Source organism: Polaromonas sp. YR568, from assembly GCF_900116715.1.
In the GTDB taxonomy this organism is placed as follows: domain Bacteria; phylum Pseudomonadota; class Gammaproteobacteria; order Burkholderiales; family Burkholderiaceae_C; genus Polaromonas.
This window is the reverse complement of sequence record NZ_FPBM01000001.1, coordinates 282,064-307,504: the sequence shown is the minus strand read 5'-3', so window position 1 is coordinate 307,504 and position 25,441 is coordinate 282,064. Positions and strand designations below refer to the sequence as shown.

Here is a 25,441-nt window from a genome sequence, read left to right as displayed (position 1 = left end):
CCTAGCTTTCAGCCCAACCAACACAACAAGGTCACAGATGGACACCATCACCGCACAACGCGAGCAATCGAAAATTTCGGTCAAGAACCTCGACTTCTACTACGGCAAATTCCACGCCCTCAAGGGCATCAACCTGGAAATTCCGGAGAAAAAAGTCACCGCCTTCATCGGCCCATCCGGCTGCGGCAAATCCACGCTGCTGCGCATCTTCAACCGCATGTATGAGCTCTACCCCGAGCAGCGCGCTGAAGGCGAAATCATGTTTGACGGCGAAAACCTGCTCACGTCCAAAAAAGACGTGGCGCTGATCCGCTCCAAGGTCGGCATGGTGTTCCAGAAACCGACGCCATTCCCGATGTCGATCTACGACAACATCGCTTTCGGCGTGAAGCTGTTTGAAAGCCTGAATGCTTCTGACATGGACGAGCGTGTGGAGTGGGCGCTGCGCAAGGCCGCACTTTGGACCGAAGTCAAGGACAAGCTGAACCAGAGCGGCTCCAGCCTCTCGGGCGGCCAGCAGCAACGCCTGTGCATTGCCCGCGGCATCGCGATCAAGCCGGAAGTGCTGCTGCTGGACGAGCCTTGCTCGGCGCTGGACCCGATCTCTACCGCCAAGGTGGAAGAGCTGATCGCAGAGCTGAAGAACGACTACACCGTGGTTATCGTGACGCACAACATGCAGCAGGCTGCACGCTGCAGCGACTACACCGCCTATATGTACCTGGGCGACCTGGTTGAGTTCGGCGCCACCGAAGACCTGTTCTTCAAGCCCAAGCGCAAAGAAACCGAAGACTACATCACCGGCCGTTTCGGCTGATCCAGACTAGGGAGCACACATGCCTGATAAACACCTTTCGACCCAGTTTGACAGCGAACTCAACGGCGTCTCTTCGCGCGTCATGGAGTTGGGCGGGCTGGTCGAATCGCAGATTCGCCTGGCCATTTACGCGCTGTCGCAATTCAATGCCGAGAGCGCCAACCAGGTGATCGAAGCCGAGTCCCGCGTCAACGCGATGGAAATCGACATCGACCGCGAACTGTCGTCCATCATCGCGCGGCGCCAGCCAACCGCCCGTGACCTGCGTTTGCTGATCGCCATCTCGAAAACCACGGCCAACCTTGAGCGTGCCGGCGACGAAGCCGAAAAAATCGCACGCATGGTCAAGTCCATCATTGAAAGCGGATCGTCCCGCGCGCTGCCGTCTTCGGACCTGCGCGTCGCGGCGGAACTCGCCTCTGGCCTGCTGCGCAAGGCCCTGGACGCCTTTGCCCGGCTGGATACGGCTGTGGCGGTTTCCATCCTCAAGGAAGACGACCAGATCGACCAGGAATTCGACGGCTTTGTGCGCAAACTCATCACTTACATGATGGAAGACCCGCGCACCATTTCCCCGAGCCTGGATTTGCTGTTTGTGGCCAAGGCCATCGAGCGCGTGGGCGACCATGCCAAGAACATTGCAGAATTCATCATCTATATCGTCAAAGGGGCCGATGTGCGCCACACCCCTATGGAACAGATCGAGTCTGCTGTAAAGTAACCTTGAATGAAACACCAGCCACGCGTATTGATCGTTGAAGACGAGCCGGCCATTGCCGAGTTGATTGCCGTCAACCTGCGGCATGGCGGCTTTGACCCCGTGGTGGCGGAAGACAGTGTCTCTGCCCAGCGCGAACTCGACGCTGTGCTGCCCGACGCCATATTGCTCGACTGGATGCTGCCGGGCCAAAGCGGCATTGCGCTGGCCCGCCACTGGCGCAAGCAGGCGCGCACCAAAAGCATCCCCATCCTGATGCTGACGGCCCGCGGCGACGAGCCGGACAAGGTGGCGGGGCTGGATGCCGGCGCCGACGATTACATCACCAAGCCGTTCTCTACCCAGGAGCTGCTGGCGCGCATCCGCGCCGTGCTGCGCCGCCGTGCGCCCGAATCGGTGAACGACAGTGTGGCGGTGGGCGCACTCATTCTGGACGCGGCAACCCATCGCATTTCTTACCAGGGCCAGGAGCTCAAACTCGGCCCCACCGAGTTCAAGCTGTTGCATTACCTGATGAAGCATGCGGAACGCGTGCACAGCCGCAGCGCCTTGCTCGACAAGGTGTGGGGCGACCATGTGTTTATCGAAGAACGCACGGTCGACGTGCACGTCAAGCGCCTGCGGGAAGCCCTGGGCGTTGCCGGCGCCATGGTGGAAACCGTTCGCGGCGCCGGTTACCGTTTGACCGCAATGTCCGCCAACGCCCCGGTGGCTGCTGCACAATCCAGCGCATGATCAATCGGTGGATTATTTTCGCCGCCTGCATGATTGTCGGCGGCGGTTTGGGCTTTTGGGAGCGCACTGTCAACGGCCTGAGCTTCGGGTTGGGCATAGGCTTGGCCGTGGGGGCGCTGGTCTGGCTGGCGATCGACAGCTTTTTCATCAATCGCCTGCTGCGCTGGTTGCGCACCGAACAAAACAACGAGGCGCCGGCTGCGATGGCCGGCATTGCCCCCAGCCTGCCAGGCGTATGGGGCGAGGTGGTGGACCGCACCCGCAGGCTGCTCAAAAGCCGCGACCAGCAACTACAGGAAAGCCAGGCGCGGCTGGATGAGTTTCTGGCCGCCATGCAGGCGTCTCCCAGCGGCGTGGTGTTGCTGGACTCGCAAGGCCGCATCGAGTGGTGCAACCAGATGGCCACGCAGCACTTTGGTTTTGACGCCCAGCGGGACGTGATGCAGCACATCGCCAACCTGGTTCGCGAGCCGGCGTTCAAGTCCTATATGGCTGCGGGCGAGTTCTCCCATGACGTGGTGATTCCCGGCAGCTTCAGCACACCGGCGCGGCCGGTGAAGCTTTCTGTGCATGTGCACTCCTACGGCAAGGACCGCAAGCTGCTGCTGTCGCGCGACATCACCGCCGTCGAGCTGGCCGAAGCCATGCGCCGGGATTTTGTGGCCAACGTGTCGCATGAGATCCGCACGCCGCTCACCGTGTTGTCGGGATTCATTGAAACGCTTCAGACGCTGCCCCTCAAGGAGCCTGAGCGCGCCCGCTACCTGTCGCTGATGGCGCAGCAGTCCCAGCGAATGCAGACGCTGGTGAATGACTTGTTGACCCTGTCGCGGCTTGAAGGCAGCCCGTTTCCCGGCGCCAATGACTGGACCACGCTCGGCGCCTTGCTGGCCCAGTGCGAGCAGGAGGCGCGGGCCCTGTCGGGCGTGATTGCACCGCAGGGGCACCGGCTTGAGTTCGATCCGGGGCCGGCCTGCGAGGTTGCCGGGGTGCAAACCGAGCTATACAGCGCCATGTCCAACCTGGTGACCAATGCCGTGCGCTACACGCCCGAAGGCGGGCTGGTCCGCGTCACCTGGTTGTTGCTGGAAGACGGGCGAGGGGAATTCAAGGTCAAGGACACCGGCCCCGGTATTGCGCCGGAACACCTGCCGAGGCTGACGGAGCGGTTTTACCGGATTGACCGCAGCCGCTCACGCGAAACCGGTGGAACCGGCCTGGGCCTGGCCATCGTCAAGCACGTGGCGCAGCGCCACGGGGCCGAGTTGCACATTACCAGCGAGCTGGGGCAGGGCTCCTGCTTCTCCATCGTCTTTCCGGCTGCGCGTGTGCGCCGGATCCAGGCGTCTCAGGCCGTCCCGCTGACTCAGGCTGCCTGAGTCGAAGCTGGCACCCGCAGGCTGCGCCTGACGGCGTGCCACAGCAAGCCCAGAAAACAGGTAGCCACCAACCCAATGGCTACCGTGCTGGCAGCCCAGAAGCTTGCCGTGGACTGCGTGGCCGCATGGCCGGCGACGCCGGTGTAGGCCAGGCGATAACCTCCCAGAAGCCCAAGCCCCCAAAGCAGCACACCGTACAGCGCCAATGGCGTGATCGTGATGCGGTAGCAACGCAGCAGGAATGCGGTCAGGGCCTGGGTCGCATCCGCCACATGGTAGAAGGCCACCCACACCAGCAGCGACGAAGCAAGCGCAACGATTTCGGGGTTACCTGAATACCAGCCCGCCAGCAGGGGGCCTGCCAGCGATACAAAGGTGGCCAGCGTGATCGCGGCGAGCCCGGTGAGCTTGAGCCCGAGCAGCACCACGCGTTTGGCATAGTCCGGGCGGCCCGCGCCTATCCAGAACGACACGCGCGCGCTGCAGGCGATGGCCATGGAAAGCGGCATCATGTAGAGCACGGCCGCTACGCTGGAGGCAATCTGGTGGCTTGCGGAGGCGACGGTGCCCAGCCGGGCGATAAACAGCGCCATGAGGGTGAACGATGTCACCTCCACCAGATACGCCAGCCCGCCCGGGATGCCCAGCCTGGCGAAGTTGCCGATCTGCGACCAGTCAGGGCGCTCCATGCGGTCCCAGATGTTGTACGGTTTGTAGAGTGACTGCGTGCGCAGCATCACCACGGCGAGCACCATCAATAGGTAGTTCACGATCAGCGTGGCCCAGGCGCAGCCCACCGCACCCATGGGCTCCACGCCCGCGCCGCCGGCTACCAGCCAGATCGACAGCGGAATCTTGACCAGCAAGGCGCCGACCTGCAGCCAGGTGACCAGCAGCGGCTTGCCCAGCGCCTGGTTAAAGGTGCTGTAGATGCGAAAGACCAGGGACGGCGCGAACGCAAAGGCCAGCACCGCCAGGTAATGCTGCACCTCGCCCCGCATGAGTTCGGGCACCTCTGCCCAGCGCAGCAGGGGGCCGGGAAAGAGCATCGCGGTCATGCCCGCCACCACGATGAAGCCGCACAGGTACATGCTTTGGCGTAGCGACGCGCCTACCGCTTCATGCTTGCGCGCACCCAGCATCTCGGCCCAGATGGGCAACAGCGCCTGCACGATGCCGATCAGGCCGACGTAGACGCTGACATAGAGGGCTGAGCCTATCGATAGGGCCGCCAGCGCTTCGTCGCTGTAGCGGCCGGCAATCACGGTGTCGGCGACGCCGAATGCCATGATGGCCAGTTGCCCGACAAGCACCGTGCCGGCATGCCGGCTGATGATCCTGAGTTCGCTCAAGGGCTGGTTCTGGGTTTGGCGCGGCGGTTGCTGCTGGCGGGCTTGGCGGGTGGCGCAGTGCCAAGGCTGACCCGCTTGTAGAGAAGCACATTCTCCGTTTTGTCCGTGGGCCGGCGCACCGTGGCCTGGAAGGCCCAGTCAGGCAAATTAACCGTGCTGCTGAGCGTAGGCTGGGCTTCGATGTCGACGATCAGATAAGGGCAGCTGGCCTCTGGGCCGGCCTGGCGCAGTTCGAGCTGGCCGTGGTATTGCAGGGCGGCCGCCTGCGCGCTGCCGATGCCGTAGATTTCAACGCAGTCGTTTTTGTCGACCAGGCTGGCAATCTGGCGCGACATGGGCGCAAAGCTGCGCGCATAGTCGAGCAGCGGCATCCAGAGCGTCATCAGCAGCAGCCAGCACAGCGTGGCGCCGCCGGCGGGCAGCACCAGCGACTTCCAGACGGCCGCGCGCTGCGCACCCGCCCGCCACTTGACCAGCCAGGCCCAGGCGACGGTGGCGGCCAGGGCCACCAGAAAGGCAAACCAGGAAAAGCTGGGTTCAAAACCGGGCGCCAGCTTGGCCACGTTGGCGGCGGGTTGGCGTGGCACGCCGGTCTGCATGGCGATCCAGACCACCCAGATGATGATGCCGCAGCCCGTGAAGAACAGCAGGGTGAACCAATCGATCAGCGAAGCCACGCTGCGCTTGAGCGTGGGCAGCGCGAAGGCGGCCAGCGCGGCCAGCGGCGGCAGGCTGAGCAGCAGGCTGCGGTCGGAGGCTGTGGTGGTCAGCGTGGCGGCGACTGCCATTGCGGCGAACCAAAGCGGCAGCGCGACATGGCGGCTGGCCAGCTGCCTGCGCCAGCGGAAAAGCGTCCACATCGCCAGCGGCCACGCCGGCCAGGTGAACCACAGCAGCAGGCGGCCCAGGCTGCGCCAGTCTTTCCAGGCCGAGGCGTCTTCGGTGCCGGGCAAGTGGATGCGCCAGCGCCAGAGGTCCAGCGAGTAAGCGAGCAGTGAAACCCCCAGCGTGATGCTGGTGATCAGCAAAACCCAGTGCCAGGACTGTTGCTTGGCTGCGGGATCCGTCTGGTCGGTGCCCCAGCGCATATGGGTCCACTCGACCAGTGCACCCCCAATACCGAACAGCAGGGCCAATGTGGGCGCGCCGCTCAGGGCCAGGCCGCCAAGTCCGATCAGCAGGCCGAAGGCCGGCCCGAGGATTTTGGTGGCCCGGCGGTAGGGGCTGGCCGCCATGGCATAGAAGGCCAGCGCGGTGAAGCCCAGCTGCGCCAGCGCCGGTGTGGTTTCATGAGACAGCTGCGCCAGCCCGAGGCAGGCAATCAGCGCCAGCACGCCGGCGTCGGCAATCGCCCGGGCATAGTCGACCGGGCTGGCCTCGCCGCCAAAGGCAAAGGCGACCGGCTGGGCTAACGGGCTGCGGGCAAGGTAATAGACGGCGTACCAGGTGGCCAGCAGCGTCAGCGCGAGCAGCAGCACAAACGGAATGCGCACCGCCAGGGCTTGGTCCAGGAAGGGCAGCCATTTGATGGCGATGGCACCCAGCCAGTAAGGCGCCAGCGCATCAAAACCGGTGACCTGGCCCAGCAATTGGGGCTGCAGCCAGTTGGATGCGGCCGATGCGAGCTCGCGCATGACACCAAACGCAGCGATGTCCTCATTCTTCCAGGGGCCACGCCCCAGGAAGCCCGGCAGCACATAGGCAATGCAGAACAGCCACAGCGCCAGCCGGGGCAGGCGGCGCACGGCGGACTGGGCAATGATGGCGGGAGAGGGTTTGTTCAAAACGGTTGGAGGTTTGAAAGGGGCGCAGCGGTGAACGGGGCAAAAGAAGCAGGCCGGTCACGCGCCGCGAGCCATCGGTGATTTTGCGTTAAACCGGGCCGGGGCGCCTCGCGGCCCCCGGCAAATTTTGCCGAAAAAAAAGCAGCCTGAAATTCAGGCTGCTTTTTGGCAAGCTGGCGAAAATTTCGCAGCTTACTTGGCAGCGTCTTTAGCGGCGGTTTTGCCGAAACGGTTGCGGAATTTCTCAACGCGGCCGCCCATGTTGTCGACGGATTTTTGCGTGCCGGTGTAGAAGGGGTGCGATTCGCTGGACGTATCGAGCTTGTACAGGGGCAATTCGCGGCCGTCATCCATGGTCACCATTTCTTTGGTGTTGACGCACGAGCGGGTCACAAACTTGAAGTTGTTGGACAAGTCCAGGAAACAAACTTCGCGGTAATTGGGGTGAATGCCTTCTTTCATGATCTTCCTTGTTCGATGCGGGAGCCACACAAGCCAGTCCTGGGCACTTTCCGCTAAGCCGCACATTATAGCACCCCCGTCCAAGCTCACTGCGTGTAGCTTGTTCCCCCCTCTAGGGGGCGGCGCCTGGGGCCGGCGAAGCCGGACCCGCGGCCCCCACTGGTGAAATACCCCCGCTGCATGCGGCCTGAATCTTCAAGCCAGCATGAGCGCGCGGAACCGGCTTTGCCGGGCCGCAGGGCGGGCGACCCCCTCGGGGGGGGGGCAGGGAGCTACACGAAGTGAGCGACCGTGGGGGCCATATTTGGCGAGGCGGCTTTAGCCGCCTCGCCGCATCATGTCGAAGAACTCGTGGTTGTTCTTCGTCGCCTTCATGTTCTTGAGCATGAGCTCCATGGACTCGATTTCATCCATGTTGTACATGAATTGACGCAAAATTCGCGATTTTTGGAGGATTTCAGGTGCGAGTAGCAGCTCTTCTTTGCGGGTGCCGCTGCGGTTGAGGTGAATCGCCGGGAAAACGCGCTTTTCATACAGGCGGCGGTCCAGGTGGATTTCGCAGTTGCCGGTGCCCTTGAATTCTTCAAAGATCACTTCATCCATGCGGCTGCCGGTGTCGACCAACGCGGTCCCGATGATGGTCAGGCTGCCGCCTTCTTCAATATTGCGGGCCGCGCCGAAAAAGCGCTTGGGGCGTTGCAGCGCATTGGCGTCCACACCGCCGGTCAGCACTTTGCCCGACGACGGCAGCACGTTGTTGTAGGCGCGGGCCAGGCGGGTGATGGAGTCCAGCAGGATGACCACGTCCTTGCCGAGCTCGACCAGGCGCTTGGCGCGCTCGATCACCATTTCGGCCACATGCACGTGGCGTGCGGCGGGTTCGTCAAAGGTGGAAGAGATGACTTCGCCGCGCACGCTGCGCTGCATTTCGGTCACTTCTTCAGGGCGCTCGTCCACCAGCAGCACCATCATGACCACTTCGGGGTAGTTGGCGGTGATGGCATGGGCGATGTTTTGCATCATCACGGTCTTGCCGGACTTGGGCGGCGCGACCAGCAGGGCGCGCTGGCCCTTGCCGATGGGCGAGACGATGTCGATGATGCGGCTGGTCAGGTTTTCTTCGCCCTTGATGTCGCGCTCGAGCTTGAACTGCTCGCGCGGGAACAGCGGGGTCAAGTTCTCGAACATGACCTTGTGCTTGTTGTCTTCGGGCAGGCCGTCGTTGACCTTGTCGAGCTTGTTCAGGGCAAAGTAGCGCTCGCCATCCTTGGGGGTGCGCACTTCGCCTTCGATCATGTCGCCGGTGTGCAGGTTGAAGCGGCGGATCTGGCTGGGGCTGATGTAGATGTCGTCGGTCGAGGCGGTGTAGCTCGAGTCCGGTGCACGCAGGAAACCGAAACCATCGGGAAGCACTTCCAGCACGCCGTCGGCCACGATGGTCTCGCCGGTTTTTGCACGTTTTTTGATGATGGCAAACATCAGCTCCTGCTTGCGCATACGGCCGACGTTTTCAATCTCAAGGGCTTCGGCCTGCTTGAGGACTTCAGACACGTGCAGTGCCTTGAGTTCGTTTAAGTGCATGGAATTACTCCTTGCGGAGTTCATTGATGGAAAACGGGGGAGGTTTGAAAAGAAGCCGCGAGATGGCTTACAAACCGGGAACTCGAACCGGATGGCGGAGGGCCAGCCGGTGAATAAAGCACATTATGACAGGAAATTCACAAGGGAAATCGCGTTGATTTCCATGTGTCCGGGCGGGCGGTTGATGGGGCCGGCCCGGTCAGGAAGCGGCGGGTTGCCGTGCTTCCTTTCCGGCGCTCAAAAATCTCAGGCCAGTTGCTGGTCGATGAACGCAGTCAATTGGGCTTTGCTCATGGCGCCCACTTTGGTGGCGGCCAGCTGGCCGTCCTTGAACAGCATCAGCGTGGGGATGCCGCGAATGCCGAACTTGGCGGGGATGTCGCGGTTTTCGTCCACATTCATTTTGGCGATCTGCAACTTGCCGTCGTAGCCGGAGGCCACTTCGTCGAGGATGGGGGCAATCATCTTGCAAGGACCGCACCATTCAGCCCAGTAATCCACCAGCACGGGTTTGGAGGCCTGCAGCACGTCGGCTTCGAAGGTGGCATCGGTGGTATGTTTGATCAGTTCGCTTGCCATGACGGCTCCTTTTTTGGTCTGTTTAGGATGGGTACCATTAGGTACAGGGCTGAGTTGCAGTCATTGTGGCAGAAAGCAAGTGGCCGGGTCGGGCGGGCCGGGGCTATCACCCTGATAGCGACGTCCTCAATTGACAAGCCGTTCTTGCCGCTTTTTCGTCGCTTTTTCGCCGTATACCTGCCGCAAACCCCTGCTTATTTGCCCGCGTTTCGTCCATTCACCAGACTCTTCACACCATTCTTCATGCCACCTGCCCAGACTGCCGACACCGCCCTGGCGCCGCCTGACGCGCTGTGCTGGCAGCAGGCCATGGCGCAACTGGCCGCCACGTTGCAGGCCCGCGGCGTGCACCCGGCCGAAGCCGTGGTGCTGCTGCCCTATGCCCAGCTGATCCAGCAGGCGCGCCACGCCTGGGCCGCGCAGGCCGGGGCCACGTTTTTTGTGCCGCGCTTTGAAACCACCATGAACTGGGCCAGCGGGCTGGGCGGCACGCTAGGCCTTTTTGCCCCCTCGGGCGATGACTTGCGTATGGACATGGCAGTCGACATGCTGACCGCCGCCTCGCTGCTGGCGCGCGCCGGCCTGGCCAACCAGCAGGATGCGCTGGCCGGCCGCCTGGTTGAGGCGGCCTGGAGCCTGGCGGGTGTTGCCGCCGCCGTCCCGCCGGCGCGGCGCCCGGCCTGGAGTGAGCGGCTGGCACTCACGCTGGGAGCCGGGCTCGATTCGCCCGTGCTGGCGCTGGAAGCCGCGGTCGGCCGCATTGCGCTGGCCTGGGCCGCAACTTCTGCGTACCCCACTGACCGCCTGTACCAGGCCAAGCCCTTGCTCTTCGCTGTGCTCGAAGGCTTTCAGGCCGACCCGCTCACTGAGTCGCTCAAGGCGCATTTCGGCGAGCTCTCGGTGTCCATCCCCTTGAGTATTCCCTTTGACGCAAACCCACAAGCGCCGGCACTGCACGCCGCCCAGGACGCCGAAGACGAAGCGGGCCGCGCGGCCGCCTGTGTGCTGGCCCATCTGTTGCAAGGCCGCAGCCCAGTCGCTTTGATCGCCCAAGACCGGCAGCTCACGCGCCGCGTAGGCGCGATGCTGGCCGAGCGCGGCATCGCCATGCGCGACGAAACCGGCTGGAAGCTTTCCACCACCCGCGCTGCCGCCAGCCTGATGAGCCTGCTGCGCGCCATGCCCTGGGACGCCTCAACCGACTCCGTGCTTGACTGGCTGAAAAACGCCCCGGCCTTTGACAGCGCCATGCTGACCACCGCCGAGACCGAGCTGCGCCGGGTAGGCGTGCGCGCCTGGCGCGACCTGCCGGACTTTCCGGAGGAGGGAATTGTCCCGCCCGCATTTGCCGCGACGGGGCCGCTGGCGCGCGAGGTGAACGCGCTGCGCACGCCTTTTGGCCGTGCCCGCCCGCTGGCGATGTGGCTGCGCGACCTGCGTGCCGCGCTGCAATCGGCCGGGCAATGGGACGCATTGGCGCAGGACGAGGCCGGCCAGACGGTGCTTGACGTGCTGCGCCTGCATGAAGGGGCCGAGACTGAATTTGAAGCCTCCCCGGTGATGCGGCTTCACGACTTCACCCAATGGGCCAACCAGGCGCTGGAGGGCGGCAAGTTTTCGCCGCTGCATCCGCCGGCCGAGCAAGTCGTCATCCTGCCGCTGCCGCAACTGTTAGGCCGGCCCATGCAGGCGGTGGTGCTGCCCGGCTGCGACGAGATCCGCCTGCCGGTCTCGCCCGAGCCCACCGGCCCCTGGACGCCAGGCCAGCGCGAATTGCTGGGCCTGCCTTCGCGCGAGGCGCTCGCCGCCGCGCAGCGCCAGGCCTGGCATTACGCGCTGCGCATGCCGCATGTCGATGTGCTGTGGCGCACCAGCGAGTCGGGCGAGCACCTGATTCCCAGCGGGTTTGTGCAGGAGCTCTTGCTGGCGCAGGATGATGCCGCGCAGGAGACCCCGGTTGCCGCCGACCCGCGCGTCCTGCGCGCCATAGACATCCAGCCCACGCCGCATCCCTTCCCGACCGGTGAAGCCTTGCCCGTCACCCGTTTGTCTGCCAGCGCCTATGAAGATCTGCGGCGCTGCCCTTACCGGTTTTTCGCGCTGCGCCAGCTCAAGCTGCAGGAACCAGAAGAGCTGGAAAGCGAACTGGGCAAGCGCGACTTCGGCAACTGGTTGCACAGCCTGCTGCAACACTTTCATGACGCCCTTCACGCCGCGCCCACGCAAGACCCGCAGGCACGGCTGGCGCTGATCAACGCAGCGGCCGACACCGCCACACATGAGCTGGCGCTGAGCGAGAGCGAATTCCTGCCCTTCGCCGCCGCCTGGCCGGGCGTGCGAGAGGGTTACCTCGAATGGCTGGCCGGGCACGAAGCTACCGGCGCCACCTTTGAAGCCGGTGAAGCCTGGCGCGAAGTGCCGCTGGGCGGCATCACCCTGCTGGGCAAGCTGGACCGCATAGACCGCCAGGCCGACGGCCACGCGCTCTTGATCGACTACAAGACCGAGCCACGCAGCACGACCGCCGAGCGCATCAAAAACGGCCAGGAAGACACGCAGCTGGCTTTTTATGCCGCGCTGATGACCGACGACACGCTGGCCGCGGCTTATGTGAATCTGGGCGAAAAAGAGCCGACCCGCACTTACGAGCAGCCCGACATCGTCGGTCTGCGCGACGAGCTCATCGACAGCATCCTGACCGACATGGCCCGCATCGCGCGCGGCGCGGCGCTGCCGGCGCTGGGCGAAGGCCAGGCCTGTGTTTACTGCGCGGCGCGCGGCCTGTGCCGTAAGGACTTCTGGGCCCTCGACGAGGAAAGTGCGGAGGGGGCGGGGCGATGACACCTCCAAACCAAACACTGGTCGCCCACGCCGCCGCCTACGAATGCAACGGCGAGCCGCTGTCGGCCGACGCCTTCTATGCCATCGCCTGCGACCCGCGGCGCAGCGTGGCGGTAGAAGCCTGCGCCGGCGCGGGCAAGACCTGGATGCTGGTCTCGCGCATCGTGCGCGCGCTGCTTGATGGGGCGACGGCCGCGCCCGGGCAGCAGGTGTTGCCGCATGAAATCCTGGCCATCACCTTCACCAAAAAAGCCGCCGGTGAAATGCGCGAGCGTCTGGACGACTGGCTCAAGGCTTTTGCCCATGCGGATGACGCCACCTTGCTGCGCGAATTGCAGATGCGCGGCGTCAAGCTCGATGTTTCCAGCCAAAAAGGCCTGAAAGCCGCTCAGGATATGCGCGAGCAGCTATCAAATTTATATCGGTCTATTTTGGCGAGCGGCCGCTCGGTGCAGATCCGCACCTTTCACAGCTGGTTTGCCGCCTTGCTGCGCAGCGCGCCGGTGGCGGTGTTGCAGCGGCTGGAGCTGCCCGTCAATTACGAGTTGCTGGAAGACGATGCGCCCGCGCGTGCGCTGGTCTGGCGCCGGTTTTACGCGGCCGTCGCGGCCGACGCATCACACCGGGCCGACTTTGAAGCCGTGGTGCTGGCGCATGGGCGCTTTCAGACCGACAAGGCCTTGCAGGCCGCGCTCGACAAGCGCACCGAGTTCACGCTGGCCGATGAAAAGGGCGTCATCGACGCGTCGGTGCAAGCCTTCGGCGTGCAGTTCCCCGAATTCGCCGGCCTGGATGCACCCGAAGACTGTCTGGCCACCGATGCTGCTGACGCATCGAATCACCGCCTGCTGCTGGAAGCCGCCAAGGCCTTGGGCCGCGCCAGCGCGCCGACCTTTTCGGCCAAAGGTGTGGAGCTGGAGTTGGCCTTGAGCAGCGGCAACATGCCCGCCGTCCTGACTGCTCTGCTCACTGAAAAAGGCACGGCCCGCAAGTTCGGCGACAAGATCGCGGGCATTGAACGCATCCGCGAAGCGCAAGACCTCGTGCTTCGTGTGGCGCAGGCCCGCCAGCAACACGACGCCTGGCAGTACCAGCAACGCATGGCGCGCCTGACCCGCGTGGTGATTGCGCAGTACACCGCCCTGAAGCGCGACAGCGGCTGGGTCGACATGAACGATGTGGAGCGCGTCGCGCTGCTCATGCTGGCCGACCCCGTTTTGTCGGGCTGGGTGCAGGAGCGGCTGGACGCGCGCATACGCCACCTGATGATTGACGAGTTCCAGGACACCAACCCGCTGCAGTGGCAGGCGCTGTACTCCTGGCTTATCGGCTATTCAGGCGCGGGCACGGCGCCCAGTGTGTTTCTGGTGGGCGACCCCAAACAAAGTATTTACCGCTTTCGCCGCGCGGAGCCGCAGGTGTTCCGCGCCGCGCAGGCCTTTGTGGTGCATGGCCTGGGCGGTGACTTGCTCAGCTGCGACCACACCCGCCGCAATGCTGAGGCGGTGATAGACACCGTCAATGCCGCCATGGTCACGGCGCGTGAAGCCGATGGTTATGAAGGCTTTCGCGAGCACACCACCGCCTCGGGCGTACCCGGTGCGGTAGGCCGCCTGCCGCCCATACCGCGAAACAAGGACGAGGAAGAGGCCTCGCCGCTGGCCGCAGGCTGGCGCGACAGCCTGACCATGCCGCGCGAGCTGCCCGAGGAAACCCTGCGCACACGCGAGGCCCGCCAGGCTGCTGCGTGGATTTCTGAACAGGTGGCCGGTGGCCTCAGGCCGCAAGACGTGATGGTCCTCTCGCGCAAACGCGCGGGCCTGTTGCCGCTGCAAGACGAGTTGCGCGCGTTGCACATCCCTGCGCAGGTGGGCGAGAAAACCGAGCTGATCGATTGCTGCGAAGTGCTGGACGTGGTGGCTCTGCTCGACGTGCTGGTGTCGCCGCAGCATGACCTCTCGCTGGCGCGCGCGTTGCGCTCGCCGCTCTTTGGTTTGGGCGATGACAGCCTGGTGCAACTGGCCTTGCTGCACCGCGAGCATGGAGTGCCCTGGTACGAGTTGCTACAAAAAGAGGAGCTGCTTGCGTCCGATCTGAAAGGGCTGGGGGCTATTTTTACCCGCTGGAAGGGCTGGCTGGACAGCCTGCCGCCGCATGACGCCCTGCAAGGCATTTACGACGACGGCGATGTGCTCGCGCGCTTTGGCGCAGCCGCGCCGGCGGCCGGGCGCAGCGCGGTGGTCGCCAACCTGCGCGCACTGCTGGGCGTGTCGCTGGCGCTGGACGGCGGACGTTACGCCACGCCCTACAGCTTTGTGCGGGCCCTCAAGGCGGGCGGCACCCAGGCGCCGGCAACAGTCAGCACCGAGGCCGTGCGCCTTTTGACGATTCACGGCGCCAAGGGCCTGGAGGCCGAGGCCGTGCTGCTGCTGGACACCGACACGGTAGAGCGCAATGCCGACAGCATGGGCGTGCTGGTCGACTGGCCCGGCGAAGCGACCGAGCCGCGCAAGTTTGTCTTCCTCGTCAGCGAAAGCCGGCCACCCGCCTGCGCGGCCGAGACCCTGGCCAACGAGCAGGCTGCCCGCAAGCGTGAAGAGCTCAACGCGCTCTATGTGGCGCTGACACGTGCGCGCCACACCCTGGTCGTCTCGTCGATAGAGCCGCACCGCGTCACGACCGAGAGCTGGTGGCAGCGCCTGCAGGGCTTGGTCGGCGAATTGCCCGCGCCGGTGGCGGACGAGTCCGCAGGCGCCCATCTCGATGCGGCGGAGGCCGGCGTGTTCTACCTGCCTGAGCTGCCGGAGTTGCCCGAAGCACTGATGCCCGCTGCGCCCGCGGTGGAGCGGCTGGACGAAGACTCCCTCAAGGCGCGCATCGGCAAGGCCATGCACCGCTTGCTGGAGTGGAGCGGTGCGCTGTCGGCGGAACAAGTGAAGGCCGCGGCACGCGAGTTTCGCCTCAGCCCCGCGCAAGCCCGGCAGGCGGCCGAGCTGGCGCGCCGCATTCGGGCGGGCGAGGGCGCCTGGGCCTGGCGCCACGATGCCATCGCCTGGCAGGGCAATGAGGTTGACCTGGTGTATGCCGGCCAGGCGCTGCGGCTGGACCGCCTGGTGCAGCGCAAAGATGCCGGCCATGAAGGTCACTGGTGGGTGCTGGACTACAAATCGGCCGTGGCGCCGCAGTTGCAGCCGGCACTGGTAGCGCAATTGCAGGTCTACCGCGCGGCCGTGCAGCTGATTTACCCCGGCGAGCCGGTCAAAGCAGCTTTTCTTACCGGGCAGGGAACTGTGGTGATGGTGGATTGATCACACCGGGCCTGTCCGGCGCAGATTCCGATTACATGCCGGCTGAAAGGCATTTCATGATCAAACTCAAGCACCTTGCCAGTTCGCTGGCTTCCCTGGCCTTGCTGGCCGCCGTCCCCCTCGCGATGGCGCAGGCGCCCGCCAACCCCACGCTGCGTTTGCGCGCCACGATTGAAAAAGTCGATGCCACCAGCCTCACGGTGAGGGAGCGCGGCGGTGAAGTCATCACGCTGGTGCGGCCCGCCGCGATGGATGTCGCGGAAGTCTTTCCGCTGGCGCTGGCCGACATCAAGCCCGGCAGCTACATCGGCACCGCTGCCATGCCACAGGCCGACGGCAGCCAGCTGGCGCTGGAAGTGGTGGTGTTTCCTGAAGCCGCACGCGGCACCGGTGAAGGCCACCGGCCCTATGACTTGCTGCCCCAAAGCACCATGACCAACGCCACAGTGGCCGATCTGGCCATGGCGCCTTCGTCAGTGCCCGGAGGGCAAAAGCTCACGCTGCGCTACAAGGACGGCGAAAAAATCGTCATCGTGCCGCCCGATGCACCCGTGGTGTCCTTCAAGCCTGCCAAGGCCGATGAGAACGTCTTGCTGGTGCCCGGCGCCAAAGTGATGGTCACCGCGCAGGAGCGTGAAGGCAAGCCGACCGCGCTGCGTGTGATTGTTGGGCGCAATGGGTTTGCGCCGCCTATGTAACGGATGTCGTGAACATGCACCGGCGCAAGGCCGGTGCTGCAAAGATCAGGTCAGCAGCCGGCCGTCAAAGCCCACTACGCCAACGTCCACAAAGGTGCTGCCCACACGGTTGCCGTTGCCGTAGTTGACGCGCATGCCGCCCAGGTCGAAGTTGGTGATGCTGTCCAGCGCATTGATCAGCGATTCACGCGTCACCTTGCTGCCGCCGCGGCGCAGGCCTTCGGCCATCACCCGCGCATTGACATAGGCCTCCAGGCCGAACAGCGTGTAGTCCTTCCAGCCGCTGGCCTGCATGTCGGCCTGGTAGCTGCGCACCAGTGTGTTTTTGTTGGACAGCGGCGAGGGCACGATGATGGCAAAACCCACGCCGCGCGCCTTGTCGCCCATGGCCGCGATATTGACGGCGCTGGCTGCGTTGGAGAGGCCGTAGACCGTGCTCGTGCCGCCCGCATCGCGCAGGGCTTTCACAAACAGCGGTGCAACGCCCGACAGCACCATGATGACCACCTGCGGCTGCGCCTTCGCGATCAGCTTGGCTGCGGGCTCGACGTCCGTGCTGGTGTTGGTGGGGGTGGTGGCGATGATCACCGGCTCCAGCTTCACCTCGGCCATGACCTTCTGGAAGGAAGCCAGGATGGACAGGCCCAGCGGGTCCTTGGGATGCACGATGCCGATGCGGGTCGTGCCCAGCGTGACGGCGGTGTGAATCAGTTTTTCGATCTCGGCGTCGAACGTGGCGCGCACCCAGAACACATTGGGCGGGCTGTTCTTGCGCACGGCGGCGGCGCCGGCAATCGGTCCTACCACCGCGAAGTCGCGGATGGTTTCAACAATGGCCGCGGTGGGGCGGGTGCCCAGAGGGCTGAGGATGCCAAAGACGGAGCTGTCAGCCTGGAAGGCTTGCGCGTTGGCCTTGGCGAGGTCGGGTTTGAACTGGTCGTCTGCGGTGACCAGTTCCACCTTGGCGCCATTGATGCCGCCGGCCTTGTTCACGGCATTGAAGTAAGCCGTGGCGCCCCTCACCAGATCGCTGCCAATGCCTTTTTCAAGGCCGGTCTGGTCCACCGTGGTGCCCAGGCGTATCGTGCGGGATTGCGCCCACGAAGGCGCTGCAAAGACAGCCGCGGCGGTTCCGCATTGCTGGAGAAAATGCCGGCGCGCGAGCGGGCGGGTAGCGGGTAGCGTGGCGCTGCTGTCTCTTCTTGTCATCTGTTTTCCCAAACGGTTTTTTCTGGTTGTTGCTTATCTAATAAGCATGCTTATTAATGCTAGCACGGCAGTTTATGCAATTTGTGACGAGTCAATAGCTCCTCCGAGAATATTTTTCGGATAAATCTCAAATCTGTATAGAGACGGTAAGGTGTTGGTATTAACTCTTCTAATAACCTGTCGTTTTATGCACGCAGCTGGTGCTTTCCGCGCACCTGGATTCGCCGCTTCCAGCGCCATCACGGCACCTGCAATAATTGCGGGCTCCCGGTGATCCGCAACGCGCCAGCGCTTGTAGCCGTGGCGGCGCACTCTGCCGGCTTCAAGGCGAAATCTTTTCTTCTTCACTCAACTCGTGACCCGCAACAGGCGGCAACCCATTGACCTCTATTGCCGTTCCTTCTGAATCCTCCCCAAGCCGCCCACTGCGCGTCGCCGTGATCGGCGGCGGGCCCGCCGGCCTGATGGCCGCCGAGGTGCTGGCCGGCGCCGGCGCTGTGCTGTCCGTGCAGGTGTACGACGCTATGCCCTCGGTGGGCCGCAAGTTTTTGCTGGCCGGCATTGGCGGCCTGAACCTCACGCACTCCGAGCCGCCACAGATCTTTATGAGCCGCTATGGCGAGCACGCCGCGCACTTGCAGCCGCTGTTGTCCGCATTCGGCGCGGCTGAGCTGCGCGCCTGGGCCGAGGCGCTGGGCATCGAAACCTTTGTCGGCACTTCAGGCCGCGTGTTTCCCAAAGACATGAAAGCCGCGCCGCTGCTGCGCGCCTGGCTGCATCGCCTGCGCCAGGCCGGCGTGCAGTTCTCCATGCGGCATCGCTGGCTGGGCTGGGCCGATGACGGCGCGCTGAAGTTTGCAACGCCCGCCGGCGAGGTGCTGGCAAAGGTAGACGCCGTGGTGCTCGCGCTGGGCGGCGGCAGCTGGGCGCGGCTGGGCTCTGACGGCGCCTGGGCGCCGCTGCTGGCAGCACGCGGCGCGGCGGTGGCGCCGCTCTTGCCATCCAACTGCGGCTTTGATGTGGCTGCCCGGCCTGATAGCCCGGCGCAGATCCAGGAGGCTGTGGCCGAGCCCGGCGAAACCCGGCGTGAATTTCTGCAAGAGCTCATCGGCAAAAGCCCGCAGGCACACACCGGCTGGACGGAACATTTCGCCAGCCGCTTTGCCGGCCAGCCCTTCAAGTCGGTTGCCATTCAATTCACCGATTCACGCGGCCGCAGCTTCAGCCGCAAAGGCGAGTTCATCGCCACGGCCACCGGCGTGGAAGGCAGCCTGGTCTACGCGGTATCCAGCCTGCTGCGCGACGAAATCGCCGCCCACGGCAGCGCCACCTTCATGCTCGACTTGCTGCCGGACAAATCGCCCGAGCAGGTGCTGGCCGAAGTGCGCCACCCGCGCGGCTCACGTTCACTTTCCAGCCACTTGAAGAGCCGCCTCAACCTCGACGGCATCAAGGCTGCGATGTTGTATGAACTGCTGGCCAAAGACGCGATTGCCGACCCGGTGCGCCTGGCCGCCGGCATCAAGGCGCTGCCGGTGCGCGTAACGGCTACGAGACCCATCGACGAAGCCATCAGCACCGCAGGCGGCGTGATGTTTGAGGGCCTGAGCGCGCAGTTGCAGCTCGCCTCTACAGCCGCCATGCTCCAGCCCGTGTTCTGCGCCGGAGAAATGCTCGACTGGGAAGCGCCCACGGGCGGCTACCTGCTGACCGCCTGCTTTGCCAGCGGCCGGGCCGCCGGGCAGGGCGTTAGAAGCCATTTCGGCCTCTAGCCCAATCAAGAAAGGCGTAAGCAGCTCCTGATTTCAGAGCAAGCAGTTTCAGACAAGAATCCCAAGAATCCGTGCATCTGAAGAAAAAGAGGCCACCATGATTGTCCGTTTCCACATCGAACCCATGATGCAAGAGGAGTTCGAATACCGCGTCAGCTACGAAGGCGAAGACCTCTACGGCGACGCCGGCCTGGACAGCGTAGAAGCCTGCATCATCGCCGCCACCGAAGGCCTGGGCCAGGACGCCATTGGGGCGGAAGTAGCCTACAAAGGCATCATCAGCGGCACTTACGCGCTGGCTTCGCTGGCGCTGGCTTCGTCGCAGATTGCGCAGCATGCGCTGCAGACGACCGAGGCGATTGAAGAGGCTGCCCGGTAGTCCCCGGCTCCGAACAAAGGGTACAGCGTTATGCAGCCATCGAATTTGACGCTTTGTTTGTTGGTCATGGCCTTTTGCGCGCCGGCGCTGGCGCAGCAAGACCAGCCCATTCATCTTCAAGCGCAGCCATTCGTGCTGCAGGTCAGAGAGGGATATGCCTGCAACTTTGAGAATCAGGGAAGCCCTCTTACCGATACCGCTTACCGAGGCGAGAAGCAGTGTCGAATCACAAGTCAGGCGTCCCTGCCAGGTGAAACCGGCAAGGTACTGTTTTACTCGGTCGCCGCAGAGCCTGATTCACTCGGGGTCATGGATCGCGGCTACGTCGTGCCGCACGATCTGGCGGGCAGATACCTCGTGAGTTCCGGACCCCAGGCCAAGTCACGACGGCTTGCTATTTGTCTCCCGTCAGGCCACAAGCTGCAAGTCAACTATGGGGTGAACATTCGAGCTGCGGTAGATAAAGGAGAGGAAAACTTTTCGTCTTTGTGCACCTCGTCCGGCAGCTACATACAGTCCTTTATAGCCACGGCTGACATGTCTGACAGATGGACAAATCTGGCGATGGGCCCGGATTATCTGGACGGTGATTGGGTCAAAACGCCTTACCTGATCCAGTTTCGTATTCTGTTGCCTTCAGCAACGCCTTGAAGGGGCGCTATGGCCGCCAGCTACTCCATTCTTTTTGTCTGCATGGGCAATATCTGCCGCAGCCCCACGGCTCACGGCGTGTTCCAGCAAAAAGTTACCGAGCGCGGCCTTGCCAAAGTCATTCAGGTCGACTCTGCCGGTACTCACAACTACCACCCCGGCAATCCGCCTGACGAGCGCTCGCAGGCGCATGCCGTCAAACGCGGCTATGACTTGTCAGCCCTTAGGGCCCGGCAAATTTCAGATTCGGATTTTGAGCGCCACGATTTGATCCTGGCGATGGACTGGGACAACCTGGCCTTGATCCAGGAAGAGTGCCCGCCTGAACATCTTGGCAAGGTACGCAGGTTGACGGAGTTTTGCCTGAAGCATGACCGCCAGGTGGTGCCTGATCCTTACTACGGCGGCAAGGATGGCTTTGAGCATGTGCTCGATCTGGTGGAGGATGCCTGTGAGGGGTTGCTTCGGTATTTGGAGCAACAGCATCAGGGTTAGACGGATTTGAAATCCGGTACATAGCCGCTTTGTTACCGACGAGTTCTGAGATGTTTTCGGGCGTCGACTTAGAAATAAAACCCGCACGCAATGCGGATCTGAGGTGAAAAAGGCGGTGAGCTTGATATCGCCATCCAAAATCTGAAGCCCGGTATCCATGCAGGCTCCAGAGGGCTCGCTTTGGTCAGGCGATACAGAAGGGCGTCATACAACACCAAGGAGTTTTTACGTTGTAGCGATCACGAGCCGCCAATACTCACGTTGAATATCATTACTCAATATCGCCTTCCCAATGACCGCCCGCTCGTTATCTCCACGAGCTGAGTTATGAATATGGGCCCAGTTCGCGATTTCATCGTCAGACCCAGGTGGCGGACCACTCGGTTTCTTGCCGAGCTTCTCGAGCTCCAGCTTGAATGAGTCAGGACCATCGACTTCTGCCAGCAGGTCCTCCGAAACCCATCCCACGATATCAAATCGGTTTGAGCCATCTCGTGATGGGCACAGCGTGATCCACTGTTCAGGCGGAAATGTGCCCGGATAAGCCGACCGCAGAAGCAAACGATCGGGGACCATTTTGCAGGCAGAGTCAGTGGTACGCAGGAAATACCAGGTTGCGTCAATCAACTCTCGAGCGCGTTGCTGATTTGGCGGCATCACGTCGTTGTGTTCTATGTCATTTCGAAGTTCGAAGAGTTGTTTGACAACCATCGGTCGGGCTAGACCGACATACTCGAGCCTTTCAAGGGCTCCAACGCTTTTTGGAAAAAGAGTACTAAGCCGGTATAGTTCTTCGATGTGTTGCAAGCGACTATTGATGGCTCGTTTAAGTGCAAAAATAGAATCGGCAACTGCAAACTCCGAATCCTTTGTCCCTAAAACGTTCTCAGCGTGAGCAAAAATTTCGTGAGGACGGCGAAGGCGTTCGTTGTCGGTGTACGACCCGCCTTCATTGTCGGGAGCCCAGCCAAGGACTTTGTTTGATAGCCAACGTTGCATGTGGTGTTGATTGAGATTGCGTCGAAACTTCTAGTCCCAGCAAAGCATTGCCAATACATCAGTCACGGCTTACGCCGCGCGATTTGGGGGCCCTTCAATTACGCCATAGTCCAAGTCCCGCTGGCTAATATCCGACGCTTCTCTGAAAACGACATTGCTCACTCGGAGAGCAAGATCGGTAAAGATTTTTCCCGCTCCCTGACCCTCGAATAGGAGGCTAGGTGCAAGATAGCAATGCTTATGCTCTGCAAAATCTGCCTGAAAGTTGCTGAGTGCATCATCGTCGGCTTTTATTCTAAGAAATCTCGAGCCAGAAATGACGGTGTGGTCTTCAAGGCGAACGCCCTGTTTTTCTAGCCGCTTGCGCACTGCCTTTGGATCAGCAGTGATATGAACTGTGTATGTTCCAGCTTGTCCCGCGATTTGCCCCTCAATTACAGCGATGCGCAACTCGCTTTCGTCATCAACGGTCCCGAATCGTTCACGCCAACCTTGGAAAATTTTTCGAGCCGCTAACTCGTTTTTGAAGCCAAAACTGAGCAATGGCACACTACCTCGCTTGCGACCATAAGCAACGGCTTTCCATTCGGCGTTCTGCCAAAGTTCTTCGTCGATTGGTGATACCAACAACATTGATGGGGTAGATTTGACGCTTTTCTCCGGAAGCGGGGCAAGGCGCTCCCGCTCCAGGCGACGTACTTTACCGAGCGGAGGTTTCTCAATACTCGGCTGGCCGGTGAGTCGTCGATAAAGCGCCTCGTAGCCTGCGGCTTTTCCGAGGTGATAGTAGGTCGTATCTCTGAGAGGCCTAGGAATAAATAATCTGTCCGTGTAGTCGAATATGACGGGAATAAACTTGAGGTTGTTGCCCTCAAAGTGATAGAGGTCACTAATGATTATTCCGCTCTCCCACTTTGCTCCCAACCCGACTCCGGCTTCATCTCTCCCGCTTGCGCGCTTTTCGTAAGTTTCGGTACAGGCAACGAGAACGAACTCGGAGTCACGGACCTTCCGATCCATCCAGCGAGGCCAGCCTTCTGCTGGGGCGTCTTCGTATTGATCAATGTCGCAATTGACACCTTCTGCTCGTAGCTTATCTGCGAGCACACGCACTCTTTCCATATGTTCAGTAGAGTCGTGGCTATAACTGATGAAAACGTCTGAGTTCATTCTTTTCTTTAGTTTTTAACCTATTCGATTGAGAGTATTGCCTCTGCAGCGGTACTCTTATTTCAGTTAATCCACGCCGAAATTACCATGATGCCAATCATTTCTGCAAACTCATAAACATCGTGAACGAAAGCTGGGGGATCAATTGCAGTATGGAATATCGAATAGCGATACGGCCCGCTTCAGGACTGCGTTAAGGAGTGCTGGTATTCGAGACAAATATTCTTGTGGGCCGGCTCGTAGGCGTCCTGAAGATTATTTGGAGCGAGGATTTTTGACGTACCGCCGGAAGCCCTGGAGGTTCAATTCTTCGACTTGAGTCATTTCTTTCTCCTGCTTCATAAATTAACAAAGCAAAGCACTCAAGTGATACAAACCGCAGCGAGAAGCCGCTCTAGACACGAAACCCGCAAGAAACGCGGATTTGAGATAAATAAGGTGACGAGCCTTGACCCCGGCACTGACTCCACAGTTAGGGCTGCTTGGTTCCCCACCTGACCCGGTTGGCCGCTTTACCATGCGGGAAGGCCCGTCACGCTCGATTGTAAGGGACTTGGGAATGACCCTTTCGGCAGCGGGAAGATCGCCCGAAAACACCCCCTGAAGGCCACCCCACAGCAAATTAGAATGGCTGGATGTCCTATCTCGTTCTTGCCCGCAAATACCGCCCCAAAAATTTCTCTGAAATGGTGGGGCAGTCGCATGTGGTGCAGGCGCTGGGCAATGCGCTGGCTACGCAGCGCCTTCACCATGCCTATTTGTTCACCGGTACGCGGGGCGTGGGCAAGACGACGATTTCGCGGATTTTGGCCAAATCGCTTAATTGCCTGGGGCCTGACGGGCAGGGCGGCATCACGGCTACGCCTTGTGGTGTGTGCCAGGCCTGTACCGATATCGACAGCGGCCGTTTTGTGGACTACACCGAGCTGGACGCGGCGTCCAACCGCGGTGTGGATGAAATCGCCCAGTTGCTGGAGCAAGCCGTTTACAAGCCCGTCGTCGGCCGCTTCAAGGTCTTCATGATCGATGAGGTGCACATGCTGACGAACACGGCGTTCAACGCCATGCTCAAGACGCTGGAAGAACCGCCTGAATATTTGAAGTTTGTGCTGGCCACGACCGACCCGCAAAAGGTGCCGGCCACGGTGCTGTCGCGCTGCCTGCAGTTCAACCTGCGGCCCATGGCGCCCGAGACGGTGCTGGAGCACCTGACGCAGGTGCTGGGCGTTGAAAACGTGCCGGCCGAGCCGCAGGCGCTGCGCCTGCTGGCGCGCGCGGCGCGGGGCTCCATGCGCGATGCGCTTTCGCTGACCGACCAGGCCATTGCCTTTGGTTCGGGCTCGCTCGAAGAAGCCAGCGTGCGCACCATGTTGGGCAGCGTGGACCGCAGTTACGTGTATCGCCTGCTCGACGCACTGGCGCGCGGCGATGGCAAGACCGTGGTGGAGACTTCGGAGGCGCTTCGGCTCAATGGCCTGAGTGCGGCGTCCACCCTCGAAGAAATGACGTCAGTCTTGCAGCGCATGGCGGTGCTGCAGGCCGTGCCTGAGATGGGCGCCGGCGACGATGCGGCCGATCCGGACATTGCTGAAACAGCCCGGCTGGCGCAAGCGCTGCCGGCTGACGAAACCCAGTTGCTCTACAGCCTCTGCCTGCACGGGCGCGGTGAGCTGGGCCTGGCGCCTGACGAATACGCGGGCCTGACCATGGTGCTGCTGCGCCTGCTGGCCTTCAAGCCTTCAGCCTCCGGTGCACAAACCAGTATGGGGAGTGCCGCCGAGCCTGGAAAAAAGCCTCAGCCTGAGCCCGCCCGGGCCAGTGCACCTGTGCCGCCTGCGGTGCCCGAACGCGTTGCGGCGCCGGTTCGTGCGCCTGCGCCTGAACCCGTTGCCGTGCGGGCGCCGCCGGCCGCCGCACCGCAAAATTTCCAGTCAAATCAGCCTCCAGACCAGGTGGAACGGGCGCAAGCTGCTCCTGAATCAGTAGCAAGCCCTGCGGCGATGCCTGAGCCTGTGGCCGTGCAGGCTCCACCGCCTCAACGCCCGCAGCCCGCGGCAGCCGCCGCAGCGCCCGCGCCGCTGGTGCCTGTGCCTCTGGGCGAAGCCTGGAGCCAGACGGTCAACCAGATGGTGGCCGCCGAGGCGGTAGCCGCACTCACGCGTGAGCTGGGCCTGCAGTCCGAGTTGCGCAGCCAGGCTGACGGGCTGTGGACGCTGCGCGTGGAGCGCGAGTCGCTCAACCAGGCGGCCGCACGCGAGAAGCTGCAGGCTGCGCTGCAAACCCATGTGGGCGACGCGGCCCTCAAGCTGGCGGTGGAAGTGGGGCCTGTCACCGACACGCCGGCGCGCCGCAATGCCGCCGCGCAGGCTGAACGCCAGCGCGCGGCTGAAGAAATGATCCAGAACGACCCTCTGGTGCAGGACTTGATGCGCGACTGGGGCGCCAGAATTGTCCCCGGCAGCATCCGGCCGCTGGCTGCCAAGCCGATATGATTCAAGCCAGTCTTTAGGGC

General features: G+C 62.5%; 21 protein-coding genes and 1 other RNA gene. 12 read left to right on the top strand and 10 right to left on the bottom strand.

Annotation, left to right across the window (positions count from 1 at the left end):
- Nucleotides 1-37 precede the first annotated feature (37 nt).
- The 4 genes from pstB to phoR are packed head-to-tail and all read left to right on the top strand — an operon-like array spanning nt 38 to nt 3,649.
- Nucleotides 38-817 carry a phosphate ABC transporter ATP-binding protein PstB gene (pstB, locus tag BM408_RS01415; protein WP_092126178.1) on the top strand — a complete coding sequence of 260 codons (780 nt, stop codon included), beginning with the start codon at nt 38-40 and terminating at the stop codon, nt 815-817.
- 19 nt (nt 818-836) lie between these two features.
- Nucleotides 837-1,538 (top strand): phosphate signaling complex protein PhoU, encoded by a 702-nt coding sequence (phoU, locus tag BM408_RS01410; RefSeq protein ID WP_092126176.1) that lies wholly within the window; start codon nt 837-839, stop codon nt 1,536-1,538.
- Between the two features lie 6 nt (nt 1,539-1,544).
- Nucleotides 1,545-2,270 (top strand): phosphate regulon transcriptional regulator PhoB, encoded by a 726-nt coding sequence (phoB, locus tag BM408_RS01405; protein ID WP_092126174.1) that lies wholly within the window; start codon nt 1,545-1,547, stop codon nt 2,268-2,270.
- Complete coding sequence (gene phoR, locus BM408_RS01400; RefSeq protein ID WP_254774667.1) at nt 2,267-3,649, top strand: phosphate regulon sensor histidine kinase PhoR; 1,383 nt, start codon at nt 2,267-2,269, stop codon at nt 3,647-3,649. The genes phoB and phoR overlap by 4 nt, the downstream gene beginning before the upstream one ends.
- Here phoR and BM408_RS01395 read toward each other — a convergent pair.
- The 5 genes from BM408_RS01395 to trxA form a co-directional block, all read right to left on the bottom strand.
- Complete coding sequence (locus BM408_RS01395) at nt 3,637-5,001, bottom strand: MATE family efflux transporter (protein WP_092126172.1); 1,365 nt, start codon at nt 4,999-5,001, stop codon at nt 3,637-3,639. The two genes, phoR and BM408_RS01395, sit on opposite strands and share 13 nt — an antisense overlap.
- On the bottom strand, nt 4,998-6,785 hold the full coding sequence (locus BM408_RS01390) for a hypothetical protein (RefSeq protein WP_092126170.1): 1,788 nt from the start codon (nt 6,783-6,785) through the stop codon (nt 4,998-5,000). The genes BM408_RS01395 and BM408_RS01390 overlap by 4 nt, the downstream gene beginning before the upstream one ends.
- 192 nt (nt 6,786-6,977) lie before the next feature.
- A complete protein-coding gene (locus BM408_RS01385) occupies nt 6,978-7,247 on the bottom strand; it encodes a type B 50S ribosomal protein L31 (protein ID WP_092126168.1) in 270 nt (89 codons plus the stop codon).
- A gap of 318 nt (nt 7,248-7,565) precedes the next feature.
- Complete coding sequence (gene rho / locus BM408_RS01380; protein WP_007875125.1) at nt 7,566-8,828, bottom strand: transcription termination factor Rho; 1,263 nt, start codon at nt 8,826-8,828, stop codon at nt 7,566-7,568.
- Between the two features lie 246 nt (nt 8,829-9,074).
- Nucleotides 9,075-9,407, bottom strand: coding sequence for a thioredoxin TrxA (trxA, locus tag BM408_RS01375; protein ID WP_092126166.1), 333 nt, complete (start codon nt 9,405-9,407; stop codon nt 9,075-9,077).
- Nucleotides 9,408-9,650: 243 nt separating this feature from the next.
- On the opposite strand from trxA, the gene BM408_RS01370 reads away from it, so the two are divergent.
- Genes BM408_RS01370 through BM408_RS01360 form a run of 3 tightly spaced genes read left to right on the top strand, consistent with a single transcriptional unit; the run spans nt 9,651 to nt 16,254 of the window.
- A complete protein-coding gene (locus tag BM408_RS01370) occupies nt 9,651-12,248 on the top strand; it encodes a PD-(D/E)XK nuclease family protein (protein ID WP_092126164.1) in 2,598 nt (865 codons plus the stop codon).
- Nucleotides 12,245-15,556: a UvrD-helicase domain-containing protein gene (locus tag BM408_RS01365; RefSeq protein WP_092126162.1), complete on the top strand. Its 3,312-nt coding sequence runs from the start codon at nt 12,245-12,247 to the stop codon at nt 15,554-15,556. Before BM408_RS01370 ends, BM408_RS01365 begins: the two co-directional genes overlap by 4 nt.
- 56 nt (nt 15,557-15,612) lie before the next feature.
- Entirely contained in the window at nt 15,613-16,254 is a 642-nt protein-coding gene (locus BM408_RS01360) for a hypothetical protein (protein ID WP_092127225.1), read from the top strand.
- Between the two features lie 45 nt (nt 16,255-16,299).
- Here BM408_RS01360 and BM408_RS01355 read toward each other — a convergent pair whose 3' ends face one another.
- Together BM408_RS01355 and BM408_RS22640 are read right to left on the bottom strand one after the other, a co-directional pair.
- Nucleotides 16,300-17,463 carry an ABC transporter substrate-binding protein gene (locus tag BM408_RS01355; protein WP_092126160.1) on the bottom strand — a complete coding sequence of 388 codons (1,164 nt, stop codon included), beginning with the start codon at nt 17,461-17,463 and terminating at the stop codon, nt 16,300-16,302.
- Nucleotides 17,464-17,535: 72 nt separating this feature from the next.
- Nucleotides 17,536-17,811, bottom strand: a complete 276-nt coding sequence (locus tag BM408_RS22640; protein WP_139237283.1) for a hypothetical protein — start codon at nt 17,809-17,811, stop codon at nt 17,536-17,538.
- A gap of 32 nt (nt 17,812-17,843) precedes the next feature.
- On the opposite strand from BM408_RS22640, the gene BM408_RS01350 reads away from it, so the two are divergent.
- From BM408_RS01350 to BM408_RS01335, 4 genes are all read left to right on the top strand, one after another.
- A complete protein-coding gene (locus BM408_RS01350; protein ID WP_256375243.1) occupies nt 17,844-19,235 on the top strand; it encodes a TIGR03862 family flavoprotein in 1,392 nt (463 codons plus the stop codon).
- A gap of 97 nt (nt 19,236-19,332) precedes the next feature.
- Nucleotides 19,333-19,614 carry a hypothetical protein gene (locus BM408_RS01345; protein WP_092126158.1) on the top strand — a complete coding sequence of 94 codons (282 nt, stop codon included), beginning with the start codon at nt 19,333-19,335 and terminating at the stop codon, nt 19,612-19,614.
- Between the two features lie 30 nt (nt 19,615-19,644).
- On the top strand, nt 19,645-20,265 hold the full coding sequence (locus tag BM408_RS01340) for a hypothetical protein (RefSeq protein ID WP_092126156.1): 621 nt from the start codon (nt 19,645-19,647) through the stop codon (nt 20,263-20,265).
- A gap of 9 nt (nt 20,266-20,274) precedes the next feature.
- Nucleotides 20,275-20,760: a low molecular weight protein-tyrosine-phosphatase gene (locus tag BM408_RS01335; RefSeq protein WP_092126154.1), complete on the top strand. Its 486-nt coding sequence runs from the start codon at nt 20,275-20,277 to the stop codon at nt 20,758-20,760.
- 225 nt (nt 20,761-20,985) lie between these two features.
- Here BM408_RS01335 and BM408_RS22635 read toward each other — a convergent pair whose 3' ends face one another.
- The 3 genes from BM408_RS22635 to ffs all read right to left on the bottom strand — a co-directional run bounded on the left by BM408_RS22635 (nt 20,986) and on the right by ffs (nt 23,463).
- Nucleotides 20,986-21,759 (bottom strand): hypothetical protein, encoded by a 774-nt coding sequence (locus tag BM408_RS22635; protein ID WP_139237282.1) that lies wholly within the window; start codon nt 21,757-21,759, stop codon nt 20,986-20,988.
- Between the two features lie 69 nt (nt 21,760-21,828).
- Nucleotides 21,829-22,929, bottom strand: coding sequence for an SEFIR domain-containing protein (locus BM408_RS01325; protein WP_092126150.1), 1,101 nt, complete (start codon nt 22,927-22,929; stop codon nt 21,829-21,831).
- A 437-nt stretch (nt 22,930-23,366) separates the two neighbouring features.
- Nucleotides 23,367-23,463, bottom strand: an RNA gene (gene ffs / locus BM408_RS01320) — signal recognition particle sRNA small type.
- Nucleotides 23,464-23,564: 101 nt separating this feature from the next.
- Between ffs and dnaX the strand changes: the two genes are divergently transcribed.
- The gene (dnaX, locus tag BM408_RS01315; RefSeq protein ID WP_092126148.1) at nt 23,565-25,421 is read left to right on the top strand and encodes a DNA polymerase III subunit gamma/tau; all 1,857 of its coding nucleotides are present in this window, start codon (nt 23,565-23,567) and stop codon (nt 25,419-25,421) included.
- Nucleotides 25,422-25,441 lie beyond the last annotated feature (20 nt).